The following is a 16,349-nucleotide window of genomic DNA, read 5'->3' as shown; positions in this document are numbered from 1 at the left end:
GTCGTCACTCTAGAGGTTGACCACGGCCATATCGAAAACGACAGGGCCACGGAAAGAAATCAGGATTCGCGCGGATCGAGCGCGTCGCGCAGACCGTCGCCGAGCAGATTGAAGCCGAGCACGGCGAGAAAGATCGCGATGCCGGGAAAGATCGACATCCACGGCGCCTGGCTCACGAAGTCCTTCGCGGTGTTGAGCATCGATCCCCACGACGGCGCGGGCGGCAATTGTCCGAGCCCGAGGAACGACAGGCTTGCTTCGGCGATGATCGCGCTCGCCACCGTGAGGCTCGCCTGCACGATGATGGGCGGCAGCACGTTGGGCAGAATGTACCGCAGGATAATGCGCGGATGATCGAGGCCGATCGCGCGCGCGCCTTCGACATACTCTTCGGCCTTCACGCTGATCGCCTGTCCGCGCGTGAGACGGATGAACCGCGGCATCGCCGAAATGCCGATCGCGGCCATCGCGTTCGTCAGGCTCGGCCCGAGGAACGCGGAAAGCGCAATCGCGAGAATCAGGAAAGGGATAGACAGCAGCGCATCGGCGACGCGCGAGATCACGCCATCGACGAGCTTGCCGAAATAGCCGGCGAGCAACCCGAGCGGCACGCCGAGCACGACGGCAATGCCGACGGATACGACGCCCGCGAGCAGCGACGCGCGCGCACCGTACAGCAGACGGCTCAGCACGTCGCGGCCGAGTTCGTCGGTGCCGAACCAGTGAGCCGCCGATGGCGCCTGGCGCACGGTCATGAAGCTCGCCTGCACCGGGTCGTACTGCGTGAGCCACGGCGCGAACACGGCCATCACGACGACGAGCGCGACCAGCAGCGCGCCGAATACGGCGGCACGGTTGCGCATGAAGCGCACGAGTCCGCGACGCTTGCGGCGCGGCAACGATGCAGCCGACGATACGGATTGGGCATCGAGAGGAGTAGCCATCAACTGCGCCTCAGTCGGGGGTTGAGCAGGATGTAGAGCACGTCGGCGCACAGATTGACGACGATGAACGCGAGCGCCGTCACGAGCACGACGCCTTGCACGACGGGATAGTCGCGGTTGAACACGGCATCGACGACGAGCTTGCCGAAGCCTGGAATCGTGAAGACCTGCTCGGTCAGCACGGCGCCCGCAAGCAGCTCGCCGAACAGCAGCGCGAGCACGGTGACGATCGGAATCAGCGCGTTGCGAAACGCGTGCTTGACGACGACGGCGCCGCGCAGCAGGCCCTTCGCACGCGCGGTGCGGATGTAGTCGGTGCGCAGCACGCCGAGCATCGCGCTGCGCGTGTGGCGCATCAGTTGCGCGCCGAGCGCGGCGCCGAGCACGAACGCGGGCATCAGCATCGTCTTGATGCTGAGCCAGAAGTCCTCGCCCGGCGACACGTAGCCCGACGACGGCAACAGATGCCAACGCACCGATACGATGAAGATCAGCATGATGCCGAGCCAGAAGTTCGGTATCGACATGCCGGACAGCGCGAAGATGTTCGCGGCGTAGTCGAGCGGTCCGCCCCGGCTCGCCGCCGAGATCACGCCCGCCGGTATGCCGATGCCGATTGCGAGGATCATCGCCATGATCGCGAGCTGTATCGTGACGGGCAGCTTCTGCGCGATCAGCGAGCGCACAGGCACGTCCGTGCGCAGCGACGCGCCCAGGTCGCCGTGCGCGACGTCGCGCATCCATAGCGCGTACTGCGTTGGCACGGGCTGATCGAGGTGATACTTCACGCGCAGCGTCGCGATGAGTTGCGGGTCCTGATCCTCGCCCGCCATCGCCATGACGGGGTCGCCCGGCAACAGCTTCTGCAGGCCGAAGATCAGCATCGACACCAGGATCAGCGTCGGCACGGCCACGAGCATCCGATTGGCGATGATCCGCAGCATGGCGCTCAGCCCCTCATCGAAACGCCGCGCAGGCGAACGAGGCCGTCGGCGGAAGGCGTGAAGCCCTGCACCTTCTTCGACAGCACGAACGGCCACGGCTGCGCGTAGATGTAGACGATGGGATCGTCGTCGGCGAGGATCTTGCCGGCCGCGTCGTAGTCCGCCTTGCGCTCGGCTGCGGTGAGCTTCGTGCGCGCGCCGTCGAGCAGCGAATCGACCTGCTGGTTGCAGTAGTGCGCGTAGTTCAGGTTGCCCGAGCACGTGTTGAACTGATGCAGGTTGCCATCGGGATCGACGCGGCCCGACCAGCCCGTGTACATCGCTTCGAAATCGCCGCTGTGTCCCGCGTTCAGCTCGGTTGCGTAATCGCTCGGGCGCAGTTTCAGCGTGATGCCCGCTTCGCCGAGCATCGCCTGCAACATCTGCGTGATCTGGCTGGCGACCGTGTTGTTCGGATACGCGAACTCGATCGTCGGATGCTCGTGGCCCGACGCTTTCAGCAAGGCCTTCGCTTTCGCGACGTCACGCTTCGTCGTCGGCAGCGACGCGTTGTAGTACGGGCTCGATTTCGGAATGCCCTGGTTGGCCGGCGTGAAGATGCCCGCGCCGATCACCTGATCGATCGCATCGCGATCGATCGACAGCTCGAACGCCTGGCGCACGCGCTTGTCCTTCAACGGGCTGTTGCCGCGCGGTCCGTTGTTGATGTTGAACGTCACATAGTAAAAGCCCAGGCCCGTCACCGGCTTGAACTGCAGATTCGCGTCGCTCTTCACCGACGCGACATCGGAAGGCGCGAGGCGTTCGAGCATGTCGAGCGAGCCCGAACGCAGGTTCGCGAGACGCACGGTGCTGTCGGGGATCGGCTGGAACACGACGCGCTGGATCGGATACTTGTCCGCGTCCCAATAGCCCGCGAATTTCTCGAGCACGACGCGATCGTTCTGCACGCGCTGCACGAACTTGTACGGACCCGAGCACACGGGATGCGACGCGACGCCCGCCGCATCGGAGAGCGTCTTCGGCGCGAGCATCATGCCGGCGCGGTCGGAGAGCGTGGCGAGCAGCGCGGCGTCCGGCTGCTTGAGCACGATCTTCACGGTGCTGTCGTCGATGACGTCGACATGATCGACCGACGAAAGCTCGCTCTTGCGGTTGCTGGTCGGCAGGGTGCGATAGCGGTCGAGGTTCGCCTTCACGGCGGCCGCGTTCAACGGTTCGTCGTCCTGGAACTTCACGCCCTGGCGCAGCTTGAACGTCAGCGATTTGCCGTCGGCGCTCGTGGTCCACGAAGTTGCGAGCATCGGCACGATTTTCAGGTCAGGCCCGACATCGACGAGCGAATTGCACATCGACGCGAACACGATCCGGTCGACGAACTGCACGCTGCGCGCGGGGTCGAGCGAACCGATATCGTCCTGCAAGCCGATGCGGATGGCGGTCTGGGCCATCGCGGCGGATGCGCTCAATGCGAGCGCGGCGGCAATCAACATTCTTCGCATGCGTTATGTCCTTGTTGCGGTTCGGGTTGCCATCAAAGGCGGGTTTATCGGATCGCGCCCGCTGTCAGCGCGGCCTGCCGGTCGCGGTAAATTTCCAGGCGCTCGTTCAGCTTCACGCTGACGCTCGCGGCGAGCGGCGTGCCGCTGCCCGCGTTCTGAACTTCGCGCCAGAAGTGGCAAGCGACCTGCCGGCCGCCGGGCAGCGCTTCGGCGGACGGCCGCTCTTGTGAGCAGCGCGGCTTCGCGTGCGGGCAGCGCGTATGAAAGCGGCAGCCGGGCGGCGGCGCGGTCGGGCTCGGCAGATCGCCTTGCAGCGCGGGCTTCGTGCGGCGTTCGTGTGGACTACTCGCGGGAATCGCGCGCAGCAGCGCTTGCGTGTACGGATGCAGCGGTGCATCGAACAGCTCGTCGACTTGCGCCAGCTCGACGATCTCGCCGAGATACATCACCGCGACACGGTCGCTCATATGGCGGATCACGGCCAGATCGTGCGCGACCATGATTAGCGTGAGGCCGAGTTCCGCTTTCAGCGATTCGAGCAGATTGATCACCTGCGCCTGCACCGACACATCGAGCGCCGACACCGGCTCGTCGCCGACGATCAGCTTCGGCTCGCCCGCGAGCGCCCGCGCGATGCCGATGCGCTGACGCTGCCCGCCCGAGAACTCATGCGGATAGCGCTCGGCGTAGCCCGGCTGCAAGCCGACTTTCGTCAGCAGTTGCGCGACGCGCTCGCGTCGCTCGGCGGCATTGCGCGCGAGCCCATGCACGCCGACCGGCTCGCCGATGATCTGGCCCACCGTCATGCCCGGATTCAACGAAGCGAACGGGTCCTGAAAGATGATCTGCATTTCGCGGCGCAGCCGCCGCAGTTTCGCGCCTTGCCAGTGCGTGATGTCCTCGCCCTGATAGATCACGCTCCCTTGCGTCGCCTCGATCAGGCGCAGCAGCAGCCGGCCGAGCGTAGACTTGCCGCAGCCCGACTCGCCGACGATCGCGAACGTCTCGCCCGTGTTCACGGCGAACGACACGTCGTTGACGGCATGAACCGTGGGCGTGCGCGCAAACATGTGCCGCTCGCCGCCAAAGCGCTTCGTCAGCGCGCTCGCTTCGATGATGGGCGCTTTCGTGTCGGCGCTCATGTCAGCTCCTTTTGCTGCGCAGGCTTCACGAGTTGCTCGACGGGCGCGAGCCAGCACGCGACGCGATGCTCGCCCGAAAGCGTTCTGTCGGGTGGCGCCGCGTCGATGCAGCGCTGCTCCGCGAACGGACAGCGCGGCGCGAAGCGGCAGCCGCGCGGCATCTGCTCGGGCGACGGCACCGAGCCGCGTATCGTCGCGAGCGAGCCCGCGCGCTTGCCGACGGACGGGATCGCGCCCATCAGGCCGATCGTGTACGGATGCTGCGGATCGTCGAACAGATCGGCCACGGTGCCGTACTCGACGATCCTGCCCGCGTACATCACGGCGACGTGATCCGCCACTTCGGCGACCACGCCCAGATCGTGCGTGATCAAGAGCATCGCCGTGCCCGTCTCCGCCTGGAGGTTGCGCACGAGCGACAGCACCTGGGCCTGAATCGTGACGTCGAGCGCCGTGGTGGGTTCGTCGGCGATCAACAGACGCGGACGATTTGCGAGCGCCATCGCGATCATCACGCGCTGACGCATGCCGCCCGACAGCTGATGCGGAAACGCGTCAAGCCGCGTTTCGGGTGCGGGAATGTGGACGAGGCGCAGCATCTCCAGCGCTTCTTCACGCGCTTGCGCGCGCTTGATGCCGCGATGCCGCCGGATGCTTTCGCCGATCTGCTCGCCGATCGTGTACGCGGGATTCAGCGACGTCATCGGCTCCTGGAAGATCATCGACATGCGGTTGCCGCGAATGTCGGCGAGCTCACGCTCCGTCAGCGCGAACAGATCGGCGCCCTCGAAATGCGCGGTGCCCGCGACGCGCCGCGCGGGCGGGCTGGCGAGCAGCCCCATCAGCGCCAGCGACGTCACGCTCTTGCCGCAGCCCGATTCGCCGACCATGCACAAGGTCTCGCCCGCGTGAACAGGGAAGGAGACGTTATCGACGACATTGGGTACATCGGCCGCGTTTGAAAATTTCAACGAGAAGCCTCGTACATCCAGTACTGGTCGGCGTTCAGCACCGGTCATGCTTGGGCACTCCGCATCGTGTCGCTCGTCCTTTCAGGTCGTTACGAATCCATTATCTGGCCGGCGTTGTACAAAAAATATTAATATTTCTTTTCGACACTTAAATTTTTCTCATGTTTCGATCATGAGACGCACTCGGGACACACCATGCCGACGCTTCGCATGCTGAAGACTTTCAAGGCCGTGGCACGCACGGGATCGTTCTCGGCCGCCGCCGACAAGGTCGCGCTGACGCAGGCCGCCGTCAGCCTGCAGATGCGCGGACTCGAACTGGCGCTGGGCCGCCAGCTGTTCGACCGCCGGGGCCGCCAGATCGCGCTCACGCAGCATGGTCACACGATCTGGCCGAAGGTCGAGCAGATTCTGGAGCTTCTCGCCGAACTCGAAGCAAAGCCTTCGGATGCGATGGAAGGGCCGGTGACGATCGGCGCGGTGGTGTCGGTGATCGGCGCGCTGTCGCTGGCCGTCGCGCGGCTGAAGGCGGCGCATCCGCGGCTCGACGTGCGCCTGCTGTCGGCGCGCTCGGACGAACTGGCGGGCATGGTCGAAGCGGGCGAAGTCGATGTCGCCGCTGTCGTCGCGCGCGCGGACCAGACGCTGCCCGACACGCTGAAGTGGACCACGCTCTACACCGAGCCGATGATGCTGGTCGTGAGCCGCGACATCACCGACAACGATCCGCAGCGCATCTTGCGCAGCCACGGGTTTCTGCGCTTCGACCGGCGCGTGCGCACGGGGCAGGTCGTCGAACAGGCGTTGCAGAAGTCGGGCTTGACGGTCAACGAGTATCTCGAACTCAATTCGATCGAAACGATCGTCGCGCTCGTGCGCGAGAAAGTCGGCGTCGCGGTGCTGCCGCTGCTCAATCGCGGAAACTGGCAAAGCGACCCGTTGCTGCGCGTGATTTCGATCGGCAGTCCGCCGACGCTTCGAACGGTCGGCATGGTGCAGCGCGCATCGGATGACCGGAAGGCGTTGATGCGCGAAATCGTGGATACGTTTCAGGCCACGCCGCGCGCCGGGTCCTAAAGCGCTGCCAACGCGATCATGTGCATCCGTGTGATGCCGATATGACAGAAAACCTGGCGATTAAATGCTATGCAATGTCCCTAAGACGACCGTGAAAGAAGCGAAATTGGCAATGTTCATTTCAATGCCGAACGAGAGGCGAGTTTTAAAAGCGCATTAATCTTTCGTCCAGTAAGAGGAGCGCAGTCATGGAATTACCAGCACGCTAGAAAAGAAAACGGACACTACTTCCTTTATCCAGTGACGACTCGCGAGAAGAACACGAAGAAAATCACATGAACCTGTCGCTCTTCAACGTTCGCCGCTTCATTCGCTTCCTGTCTCTTCTCTCCCTGTCATTCGCCTTTTGCGGTGCGAGCCATGCCGCGTCCGCCGATTGCAGCGCGGGCACGCTCGTTACCGTAGTCGCGCATCTCGACGACGATCTGCTGTTCGTCGAACCCGGCATCAGCGAGCAGTTGCGGGCGGGATGGTGCGTCACGACAGTTCATCTGATCGGCGGCGCCAACGGCGCGAACTTCGCGTATGTGCAAAAGCGCGAGCAGGGATCGCGTCTCGCCTACGCGCGCATGGCCGGTGTGCCGAACGACTGGGACGAATCGACTGTGCGCATCGCGGGCAAGCCGGTGTTCCAGTTGACGCTGAAGGCACAGCCGAGAGTGCGTCTGCTCGAACTGCGTCTTCCTGGCGGCGCCGTGCGCGGCGGCCGCGTGCCGCTCGCATTGCTGTGGGATCAGGGCGCGACGATCACGACCTATCCGATGGGACACGGCGAAATCGCGCCGGCACGTTACACGCGCGATTCGCTTTCTGCCGTGCTCAAGGCAATCTTGCAAGACGCGACGCGCATCTACACGCTCAACCCCGACACGGTCCCCTTCATCGAGCATTCCGACCACATCTACTCCGCGCGCATCACGCGGCACGTCGCGCAAACCTTGGGACGATCGATTCCGATCGCGTACCACATCACGTATCCAATGGGGACGTGGCCATCCACGCTGTTCGGCGACGAAGCTCAACACAAGCGCGACATTTCGGCAAGCTACTTCTCGATCGACGGCGGGGACTTCGCGCATGTGTTCGGCGAATACGAATGGGACGGCAACTGGATCCTGCGCCGATACGCGCGCTTCGACACGACCGGTCACGCCACGCCCGATTTCGTCGCGCTGCCGATAGTGCTGTTCAACACCGCTTCCAGCGAATGCCTGACTTCGACGGGCAGCGAGCGCAAACCGGAACTGGCGCCGTGCGACGGCTCCGTCAGCCAGCAGTGGACGTGGGAACCGAGGCCGACGTACGCGGGCAATCAGCACAACGCGGCGCTCGTTTCGGCGTCGACGCGGCAATGCGTTGCCGAACACGACGGCACGTTGACAGAAGAGCCCTGCGAAGCATGGGACGAATCGCAGCGCTGGACGCCGTGGGACTTTGGTCTGATCTTTACGCCGTCGCGCCGGTGCCTCGGCGAGGAAAGCGGGCGCCTGAACATCCGCGGTTGCGCATCGCTGACGACGCGATACCGATGGTCGACGACGCGCCCGACATGGGCGACCGATCTGCGGCTCGCGGGCGCGATGTACGGCGATGTGTCGGGGCGCGGCGAGTCGTCGGCGGTGTACGTTCAACGTCGCGCAGACGGTCCGGGCTTCGACGTCAACGTTCAGGCGTTGAGCAAAGCCGATAAACCCGTGCGCTGGTACGCGAACTCCGTTCCGTTCGACAGCCGCGCAACGACGGCAACGTGTCGCGCGGATAGTTTGTGCTTCGATAGCGCGCGCTTTCTGCTCGGCGATTTCGACGGCGACGGCCGTGCGGATCTGATGGTCGTCACGCCGCGAAACGGCGGCACCGCATTCTGGCTGCTGCACGGCACGGGCAGCCGCTTTACCGCGCCTGTTCTCTGGTTCCAGAGCGACAGCCGGATGCCTGCCGGACGCGTGCAGCAGATCACGCCGTTCTCGACCGAAGAGAAGGAACCGGCAAAAGTACTGATCGCAGTTCAAAAGCCGGACAACGGCGTCGAACTATGGACAGTGGGCGCGGACCCGGTGGGACACATTCAGTCAACACAGGTACTCGACGACAGCCGTCTCAAGTCGAATCTTCGCCTGCTTGCAGTGCGGAACGATCGCGCGGATGCAGCGTCGTTTGTCGCCATTCAACCGGCCGACGACAACGTGCGCATCGCCATGGTCCCGCTCGGTGTCGAAGTCGGGCGCTGGTCGGTCGGCGCACCCGCTGTGCTGCCCGCGACGTTCAAACCCGACATGACGAAATTCGCGGCCAGCGATCCGCACGCCAATGCCGATGCGTCGATCGTCATGACCGTACCTCATTTCGCGAATCCCGGCGGCGTCGATGTATGGAAGCTGGACGCCGCTCATCCCGATTCGGCGCCTGTTCTGCTGGCGTCATTGCGCGGCATCCGGTGGCAGGACACGACACCTGCGCTGACGGGCGACGGCAAGCACACGACGCTCGTCTTTTACCAACGCGCCGACGCGATACTCGACAACACGCTCTTTACCGCTGGAAACGCGGCGCTCGTTCAATACGCGATGAACGGAAACAGTGTGCAAACCGTACCAACAGGAACGGTCCAATTGCCCGCGACGTACTCGGAAACGCTCTGGCTCGAACGGCTCAATCAATAGGTGGGATCGGGCAAAAAAATTGCGATACTGTTCAATCGGCCGCATCGATGGTTGCAGCAAAAGCAACTCTACAGGTAAGTACTTAGGTGTCGAGTAATGACTAGTCGTTGGCTGATGATTGTCGGTGCGATTGAGTATGTTAGAACCGTCATTGAACACACCAATTGACGGTCGATCAACGGAACCGTACGCTGCAAAGAGAACAGAAGGCAATTGACGATTCGCCATCGCGGCCCTGTTCCCTTTGTACATAAGGCTTATTCAAACGGTGACAAGTGCGGATACTACAGGTCGTACATGCGCCACGTCTGTCTGGTGCCGAGATTCTCGCGAAGGGTCTCGCAATCCAGCATAGGGAGGGTGGCCACGAAGTCTGCATCGCATCGATGCTGCCGCAACTCGCGGACTTCGATCACAGCCGCAGCGAGCTGGCGGCTGCGGACGTGCTGTGCGATTTTCCCGATGCGTATCTGGGCCGGATGGGGCGTCTGATGCATCTGTGGCGCTGCGTCAAGCAGTTCCGGCCCGACATCATCATCGCTCACGCGACGCTCGCCGCGCTCTACGTGCGTCTTCTTCCGTATGCCGCGCCCGTCGTCTATGTGATGCACTCCGGCTCCAACGATTTCGAGAACCCGAAGCTGAAATGGGCGGAGCGTTTTCTGTCGCATCGCGCAAGAGCCGTCGTCGGTGTGTCCCAGCAGAATACGCACGACTACCTTCGCGAATTCGGACCGCATCCGCTCGTGACCGTGATCCCTAACGGCGTCGACCTGTCGCGCTTTCACTTCGTGGCTTCCGCATTGAACCTGACAGATCACGGCACGGCAAAACAGATCGTGCAGTTGGGACGCTATGTCGACGACAAGGGACAGCTCGAAACGATTCAGGCCTTCGACGGCGTGCTGCAACAGGAACCGGAAGCGCGATTGCTGCTGTGCGGCGTCATCGAAGACAAGGCCTATCACGAGACAGCGATGAATCTCGTGGACCGCATGAACCTGAACGAGCGTGTCACGTTGTGCGGCCCCGCGACGAATGTCGCCGCGATCCTGCAAGCGTCGCACGTGTTTGCGATGCCTTCCCACAGGGAGGCGCACAGCATCGGCTTTCTCGAAGCGCTGGCATCGGGTATCCCCGTCGTCGCAAGCCGCATTGCAGCATTCGAATTCGCCCGCGAATTTCCGGGCGTCTCGCTCGTCGACACGATGAATCCTTCCGCGTATGCGCACGCGCTGATTCACGCAATGCACACGCCTCGCGCATACCGCCCGCTGGACGGCTATACGCTGCGCGATACGGCCGAGAGCTATCTGAAAGTCGCGCAGGCCATTTTCGAATCGAGCGGCATCTCGTCGATGTCGAACTGGAACGGAAACCAGTCGACCTGACAATCGACATCGGCGCGGGAACAATATCGGCCCGCCAATCGTTTTGCTCTTGCACTCACGCTGACTGCCGCAACCGGATGCAGTGCCATTCGTGCCGAATCGGACGCATCGGCCGATGCGCGTGCAATTTCTTTGACGATACTTGTTGCGCTGCGTGCGCCGGCCCACATTCGTCTTGCGATTTATCAAGGCAGCATTGGAGGTTAGCGGGAGAACTGGAGCCTTCCATACATTCGGTGACGCGCGCATCGTCTGGAACGCTTCCCGTCGACGTCAGGGTATCCGGAGTTCTGGTCCAGTTCATTGAGGTTGGGGAAGAACATGTCCACGCGTCCGCGTCAAAGACTCGATGCCAACGAATCGGAACCGCTGCGCACGCGTCATGTCGCCGTCGTGCTGTTCGAGGGATTCGATCTGCTGAGCGCAAGCGTCATCGCCAATACGCTCGAACTGGCGAGCGAGCTGTCGTCGCGCAGTTCGATCCAGTGGGCGTATCGGGTCGCCGTTCTCGCAGCCCACGATGGACACGTCGGCAGTTCCGCGACGCTGCTCGTTTCCACGGAAGCGTTCGACACACGCAGAGACTATGAATTCGACGCAATCTTCGCGATCGTCGGCGCGGACACGGATCTCGACGACCGCTCGGAGCCGTTGACCGCCTGGATCGGCCGCGCCCGCGCGAAAGCGGCCGATGTGCGGCTCGTGGGCGCGCCGCTGCCGGGGCCCGACAGCCCTATTTGCGATGGGCCGCGCGCGACGCATCACGAGTCGTCCTGCAATGCGGCGGGACACGCGAACGACTGCAAGAGGAAATCCCAGAGTCTTCACGAAGCGCTCACGGGGGCGCTCAAACTGATCCGCCGCGACATGGGCGACACGATGGCGCGGCGCGTCGCCGAGCATCTGTCGATCTGTTCGCAAGACGCGCTGAATGCGATATTCGAGGACGTCGTCGGCAGCACGCCCGCCGAAAAGGTGCGCGCGGCCGCACACTGGCTGCAGGACAACTGCCGCCGCCAGGTCACGATCGAAGACGCGGCGCAGGTGGCCGCGATGAGCGAGCGCAGCCTGCTGCGCCACTTCAGAAGCGAGCTCGGCATGACGCCGTCCGACTATCTGATGAACGCGCGGCTTCAGGTGGTCTGCAATCTGCTGATCGAGACCGATCTGCCCGTCGACAAGGTCGCGAAGCGCGCGGGCATGACGAGCGGCGATCATCTCGCGCGCAGCTTCCGGCGGCATATGAAGACTTCGCCGACCGAGTATCGTGCGCAACGCAAGGTGCAATGCTGAGCGGCATGCGGCGCGCGCTTGACACGGCATCGATCGATAGAAAAGGCTGAACGCCTTTTTTGCGGATGATACGCTGCGGTATGCTTGCGCCTTTGTGTTTCTCCTGAGCTACGATCACGATGTCCGACGAATACGAAGTGCACGGCCCGCACGATCACGCGATCGAGCATCCCGGTTCCCATGGAAGCGACACGGGCGCCTCGCGACTCGCCGTCATGACGGCCATCCTCGCGAGCGTTGGTGCAATCGCCTCGTATCAAAGCGGCGCTAACGAAAATCTTGCGCTCTTCTACAAGAACGAGGCCGCGATACTCAAGACAGAAGCCGCGAACCAGTGGGCCTACTATCAGGCGAAGGGAGAAAAACAGAACCTCGCCGAACTGGGCGCGGCACTGAGCGATCCCGCATCGGCGGCGCACGCGAAGTTCATCACCGACGTGCAGCGCTACAAGACCGAAAAAGAGCCGATTCGCCAGCAGGCGGAATCGCTCGAAAAGCAGGTGAAAAAGGACAACGATGTCAGCGAGTCGCTGCAACATCAGCATCATCGCTGGGCGCAGGCCACCACGCTGATCCAGATCTCGATCGCGCTCGCCGCGATCACGCTGCTCACGAAAAAGAGCTGGCTTCAGAAGATGACGATCGGCATGGCCGTCGTGGCAGTCGGTCTTTTCATCACTGCATTGCTTGGCGTGTGAACGATTCGCAAACGCTCATTGCGTCGTGTTGAGCTTGCGCCACAACGTCGTCTTGCTGATGCCGAGTGCCTCGCACGCGGCATCGCGATCGCCGCCGCACGCAGCCAGCATCGCGCGTATTTCGTCGGCCTCGACGTGGCGGCTGCGCTCGCGCAGCGTCAATGCGCCCTTCTTCTGCCGCCCTGACTGCACAAAGAGTTCAGGCGCAACCACCTCCAGCATCTCGCGTGTGAACGCAACGCTCGCGTCGCCGTCCGCGTCGGCCAGCTCGACGGCGATGCGCTCGATCACGTTCTGCAATTCGCGCACGTTGCCCGGCCACGCGTAGCGGCACAAAGGCTCGCTGACGGGCGCAAGCACATGCGTCGCGGCTTGCAAGCCGGGCACGCGCGCCACCAGACGCGGCTCGCGTGCTGCTGCCTGCAACAGCAGTTCGGCGGCAAGCGGCATCACATCGGCCGCGCGCTCGCGCAGCGGCGGCAGTGCAATGCTCAGGATGTTGAGCCGATAGTAGAGATCCGCGCGGAACGTCCCGGCCTCGACCCCTTCCGTCAGCGCGCGATGCGTCGCGGCCACCACACGTATGTCGACGCGCGTCGGCTCCGTCGAACCGAGCCGCACCACCTCGCGCTCCTGCAGCACGCGCAGCAGCCGGCTTTGCAGCGGCAGCGGCATCTCGCCGATCTCGTCGAGAAAGAGCGTCCCACGGTGCGCCGCTTCTATCAGCCCCGCCTTGCCGCCCTTGCGCGCGCCCGTGAACGCGCCCTCGTCGTAGCCGAACAGCTCGCTTTCCAGCAACGCTTCGGGAAACGCGCCGCAATTGATCGCGACGAACGCGAAGTCGCGACGCGCGCTCAGGTGATGCATGCTCTGCGCGACCATTTCCTTCCCCGTGCCACTTTCGCCGAGTATCAGCACCGTCGCGTCGGACTTCGCGTAACGTTGGACCAGCGTGCGCACGCGCTCGATCGATGCGCATTCGCCGACCAGATCGTCGAGCCGGTAGCGCGCGGTGAACTGCTGCGCGCGCTGACGCGACCGCAGCGTGCGATCGAGCCGTTCGACCGCGCGCGATTCCTGAAACGTCAGCACCGTGCCCGCTGCGGGGCCCGCGCCCGCGAGCGGTCCGCGATGCACGACGTAGCTCGCGCCGCGCACGGACACGAGCGTATCGCCGTCGGTATCGGGCAGTGCGCTGGCCAGATCGGGCGCGAGTTGTTGCAGCGGCACGCCCGCGGCGCTGGCGGCATCGATGCCGAGCACGCCCGCGAGCCGCTGGTTGATCGCTTCGACGCGCCCTTGTGCATCGAGCGCGACGACGCCGTCGCGCAAGTGCTGCAACAGGTTGTCCAGACGCTGACGGCGCACGCCTTCGGCGCGCGTCGCCTGCGCGACTTCGAGCGCAGTGTCGAATGCCGCGCGCACCGACGTGCGCGAATAGACGAACACGGCACCCATGCCCGCGCGCTCCGCGAGATCGGTCACATGGCCCGGCCCGACGACGGCATCGACGCCGCGCTCGCGCAGTTCGCGCACGCATTGCTCCGCGTCTTCCGTCGAGCGGTACGACGCGAAGATCACGTCGACACCGTACGCGGCCGTGAAGCGCTTGACCTCGTCGGGCGTCTCGCCGTGCGTGACGAGTGCCACCGAGTCGCCGTCGCGTCTTGCGCGCGCGAGCGCCTGCATCACGTCGAAGCCCGTCGGCGTGATGACCACCACGGGCACGTTGACGCGCGCCTTCAGATACGCGCCATTCGAGCCACCCGCCACGATCACGTCGGGACGCTCGGCGCCTGCCGCCTCGATCTCCTGCATGGCGTCGTCGAAACCGCGCGCGACGATGCGCACGTCGGCGCGGCCCGCATACTCGCTCGCGATATCGACGAACAGATCGCGCAAACGGCTGATGCCCATCGCCCAGATGCGCGGACGGGAATGGGGGGCGGCGGAAGGCGTGCTCATGGACGGGCTCGGGACGGATCGTGGTGTTCATCCATTATATGTTTCACAACAGAAACGCGAGATTCCATTTCTGAAACGCACCCGCAACACCGCTCGGACGCGCGCGCCGCAAAATCAGAGACTTAGCGGCGCGGTCCGGCATGGCACGGTGTTTGCAGATACAGGCCCGCTATCAACGGAGCCTCAAATTGAATTCAGCCAAACAACCCGCTAGCGCCGGCGCCGCGTTCCGCCAGGCCGTCGCAGAAGGACAACCGCTGCAGGTCGTCGGCGCGATCACCGCGTATGCCGCGAAGATGGCCGAAGCCGTCGGCTTCAAGGCCGTGTATCTGTCGGGCGGCGGCGTGGCCGCGAACTCGCTCGGCATTCCCGATCTGGGCATCAGCACGATGGACGACGTGCTGACGGACGCCCGCCGCATCACCGACGCCACGAACCTGCCGCTGCTCGTCGATATCGACACCGGCTGGGGCGGCGCCTTCAACATCGCGCGCACGGTCCGCTCGTTCATCAAGGCGGGCGTCGCGGCCGTTCACCTGGAAGACCAGGTCGGCCAAAAGCGCTGCGGCCACCGGCCGAACAAGGAAGTCGTCGCGAAGGAAGAGATGGTCGATCGCGTGAAAGCCGCCGTCGATGCGCGTACCGACGATCAGTTCGTGATCATGGCCCGCACCGATGCAGCCGCCGCCGAAGGCATCGACGCCGCGATCGAGCGCGCCGTCGCCTATGTCGAAGCGGGCGCGGACATGATCTTCCCCGAAGCGATGAAGACGCTCGACGACTACCGCCGCTTCAAGGCCGCCGTGAAGGTGCCGATTCTCGCGAACCTGACCGAGTTCGGCACGACGCCGTTCTTCACGACGACCGAGCTGCGCGAAGCGAACGTCGATATCGCGCTGTACTGCTGCGGCGCGTATCGCGCGATGAACGCGGCGGCGCTCAATTTCTACGAGACGGTGATGCGCGACGGCACGCAGAAAGCGGCCGTGCCGACGATGCAGACGCGCGACGATCTCTACAAGTACCTTGGCTATCACGCGTACGAAGACAAGCTCGACGCGCTGTTCGCCGCGAACAAGTAATGGCATCTGGAGGAAGACACATGAGCGAAGCAGACAACAACACGCCGAACGCAGGCGCGTTCAAGCCGAAAAAATCCGTGGCCCTGTCGGGCGTGACGGCGGGCAACACCGCGCTGTGCACGGTCGGCAAGACGGGCAACGACCTGCACTATCGCGGCTACGACATTCTCGACATCGCGGGCGCCTGCGAATTCGAAGAGGTCGCGTATCTGCTCGTGCACGGCAAGCTGCCGAACGTCGCCGAACTCGCTGCGTACAAGTCGAAGCTGAAAGCGTTGCGCGGGCTGCCCGCGAACGTGAAGGCCGTGCTCGAATGGATTCCCGCCGCCGCGCATCCGATGGACGTGATGCGCACGGGCGTCTCCGCGCTGGGCACCGTGCTGCCGGAGAAGGACGATCACAACCTCGCGGGCGCACGCGACATCGCCGACAAGCTGATGGCCTCGCTCGGCTCGATGCTGCTGTACTGGTATCACTACTCGCACAACGGCAAGCGGATCGAAGTCGAAACCGACGACGATTCGATCGGCGGCCACTTCCTGCATCTGCTGCATGGCGCGCAGCCGTCGAAGTCATGGGTCGACGCGATGCATGTGTCGCTGAACCTGTACGCGGAGCACGAATTCAACGCATCGACGTTCACGGGCCGCGTGATCGCGGGCACGGGCTCGGACATCTAT

The 16,349-nt window shown here is 63.9% G+C and carries 13 protein-coding genes; 7 read left to right on the top strand and 6 right to left on the bottom strand.

Annotation, left to right across the window (positions count from 1 at the left end; genetic code table 11):
* Positions 1–59: 59 nt before the first annotated feature.
* Genes GCT13_RS36145 through GCT13_RS36125 form a run of 5 tightly spaced genes read right to left on the bottom strand, consistent with a single transcriptional unit; the run spans position 60 to position 5,551 of the window.
* Positions 60–944: an ABC transporter permease gene (locus GCT13_RS36145; protein WP_152766573.1), complete on the bottom strand. Its 885-nt coding sequence runs from the start codon at positions 942–944 to the stop codon at positions 60–62.
* Complete coding sequence (locus GCT13_RS36140) at positions 944–1,888, bottom strand: ABC transporter permease (RefSeq protein ID WP_152766572.1); 945 nt, start codon at positions 1,886–1,888, stop codon at positions 944–946. The genes GCT13_RS36145 and GCT13_RS36140 overlap by 1 nt, the downstream gene beginning before the upstream one ends.
* Before the next feature lie 5 nt (positions 1,889–1,893).
* Positions 1,894–3,390 (bottom strand): ABC transporter substrate-binding protein, encoded by a 1,497-nt coding sequence (locus tag GCT13_RS36135; protein ID WP_152766570.1) that lies wholly within the window; start codon positions 3,388–3,390, stop codon positions 1,894–1,896.
* A gap of 44 nt (positions 3,391–3,434) precedes the next feature.
* Positions 3,435–4,532: an ABC transporter ATP-binding protein gene (locus GCT13_RS36130; protein WP_152766568.1), complete on the bottom strand. Its 1,098-nt coding sequence runs from the start codon at positions 4,530–4,532 to the stop codon at positions 3,435–3,437.
* Positions 4,529–5,551 carry an ABC transporter ATP-binding protein gene (locus GCT13_RS36125; RefSeq protein WP_152766566.1) on the bottom strand — a complete coding sequence of 341 codons (1,023 nt, stop codon included), beginning with the start codon at positions 5,549–5,551 and terminating at the stop codon, positions 4,529–4,531. The genes GCT13_RS36130 and GCT13_RS36125 overlap by 4 nt, the downstream gene beginning before the upstream one ends.
* Positions 5,552–5,698: 147 nt before the next feature.
* Between GCT13_RS36125 and GCT13_RS36120 the strand changes: the two genes are divergently transcribed.
* From GCT13_RS36120 to GCT13_RS36100, 5 genes are all read left to right on the top strand, one after another.
* Positions 5,699–6,580 carry a LysR family transcriptional regulator gene (locus GCT13_RS36120; RefSeq protein WP_152766564.1) on the top strand — a complete coding sequence of 294 codons (882 nt, stop codon included), beginning with the start codon at positions 5,699–5,701 and terminating at the stop codon, positions 6,578–6,580.
* A gap of 275 nt (positions 6,581–6,855) precedes the next feature.
* On the top strand, positions 6,856–9,240 hold the full coding sequence (locus GCT13_RS36115; RefSeq protein WP_152766562.1) for an RICIN domain-containing protein: 2,385 nt from the start codon (positions 6,856–6,858) through the stop codon (positions 9,238–9,240).
* Between the two features lie 275 nt (positions 9,241–9,515).
* Positions 9,516–10,631, top strand: a complete 1,116-nt coding sequence (locus GCT13_RS36110) for a glycosyltransferase family 4 protein (protein ID WP_321574855.1) — start codon at positions 9,516–9,518, stop codon at positions 10,629–10,631.
* Positions 10,632–10,952: 321 nt separating this feature from the next.
* Positions 10,953–11,924: a GlxA family transcriptional regulator gene (locus tag GCT13_RS36105; protein ID WP_152766560.1), complete on the top strand. Its 972-nt coding sequence runs from the start codon at positions 10,953–10,955 to the stop codon at positions 11,922–11,924.
* Between the two features lie 119 nt (positions 11,925–12,043).
* A complete protein-coding gene (locus GCT13_RS36100) occupies positions 12,044–12,622 on the top strand; it encodes a DUF4337 domain-containing protein (protein ID WP_152766558.1) in 579 nt (192 codons plus the stop codon).
* Between the two features lie 15 nt (positions 12,623–12,637).
* On the opposite strand, the gene prpR is transcribed toward GCT13_RS36100, so the two are convergent.
* The gene (gene prpR, locus GCT13_RS36095; protein ID WP_152766556.1) at positions 12,638–14,587 is read right to left on the bottom strand and encodes a propionate catabolism operon regulatory protein PrpR; all 1,950 of its coding nucleotides are present in this window, start codon (positions 14,585–14,587) and stop codon (positions 12,638–12,640) included.
* 188 nt (positions 14,588–14,775) lie between these two features.
* Here prpR and prpB point away from each other — a divergent pair, with 188 nt between their 5' ends.
* Together prpB and GCT13_RS36085 are read left to right on the top strand one after the other, a co-directional pair.
* A complete protein-coding gene (gene prpB / locus GCT13_RS36090; protein ID WP_152766554.1) occupies positions 14,776–15,669 on the top strand; it encodes a methylisocitrate lyase in 894 nt (297 codons plus the stop codon).
* 20 nt (positions 15,670–15,689) lie between these two features.
* On the top strand, positions 15,690–16,349 hold a 660-nt coding region (locus tag GCT13_RS36085; protein WP_321574853.1), incomplete at its 3' end, for a citrate/2-methylcitrate synthase.

It is taken from the genome of Paraburkholderia franconis (genome assembly GCF_009362735.1).
Taxonomy (GTDB): Bacteria; Pseudomonadota; Gammaproteobacteria; order Burkholderiales; family Burkholderiaceae; genus Paraburkholderia; species Paraburkholderia franconis.
Note: the sequence above shows the minus strand (reverse complement) of the source record. Positions and strands in the feature narration are given on the sequence as shown.

Coding starts and splice junctions, on each gene's coding strand:
- GCT13_RS36145 (WP_152766573.1), bottom strand. CDS start 944: ATGGCTACTCCTCTCGATGCCCAATCCGTATCGTCGGCTGCATCGTTG.
- GCT13_RS36140 (WP_152766572.1), bottom strand. CDS start 1,888: ATGCTGCGGATCATCGCCAATCGGATGCTCGTGGCCGTGCCGACGCTG.
- GCT13_RS36130 (WP_152766568.1), bottom strand. CDS start 4,532: ATGAGCGCCGACACGAAAGCGCCCATCATCGAAGCGAGCGCGCTGACG.
- GCT13_RS36115 (WP_152766562.1), top strand. CDS start 6,856: ATGAACCTGTCGCTCTTCAACGTTCGCCGCTTCATTCGCTTCCTGTCT.
- prpR (WP_152766556.1), bottom strand. CDS start 14,587: ATGAGCACGCCTTCCGCCGCCCCCCATTCCCGTCCGCGCATCTGGGCG.
- GCT13_RS36100 (WP_152766558.1), top strand. CDS start 12,044: ATGTCCGACGAATACGAAGTGCACGGCCCGCACGATCACGCGATCGAG.
- GCT13_RS36120 (WP_152766564.1), top strand. CDS start 5,699: ATGCCGACGCTTCGCATGCTGAAGACTTTCAAGGCCGTGGCACGCACG.
- GCT13_RS36125 (WP_152766566.1), bottom strand. CDS start 5,551: ATGACCGGTGCTGAACGCCGACCAGTACTGGATGTACGAGGCTTCTCG.
- GCT13_RS36105 (WP_152766560.1), top strand. CDS start 10,953: ATGTCCACGCGTCCGCGTCAAAGACTCGATGCCAACGAATCGGAACCG.
- GCT13_RS36135 (WP_152766570.1), bottom strand. CDS start 3,390: ATGCGAAGAATGTTGATTGCCGCCGCGCTCGCATTGAGCGCATCCGCC.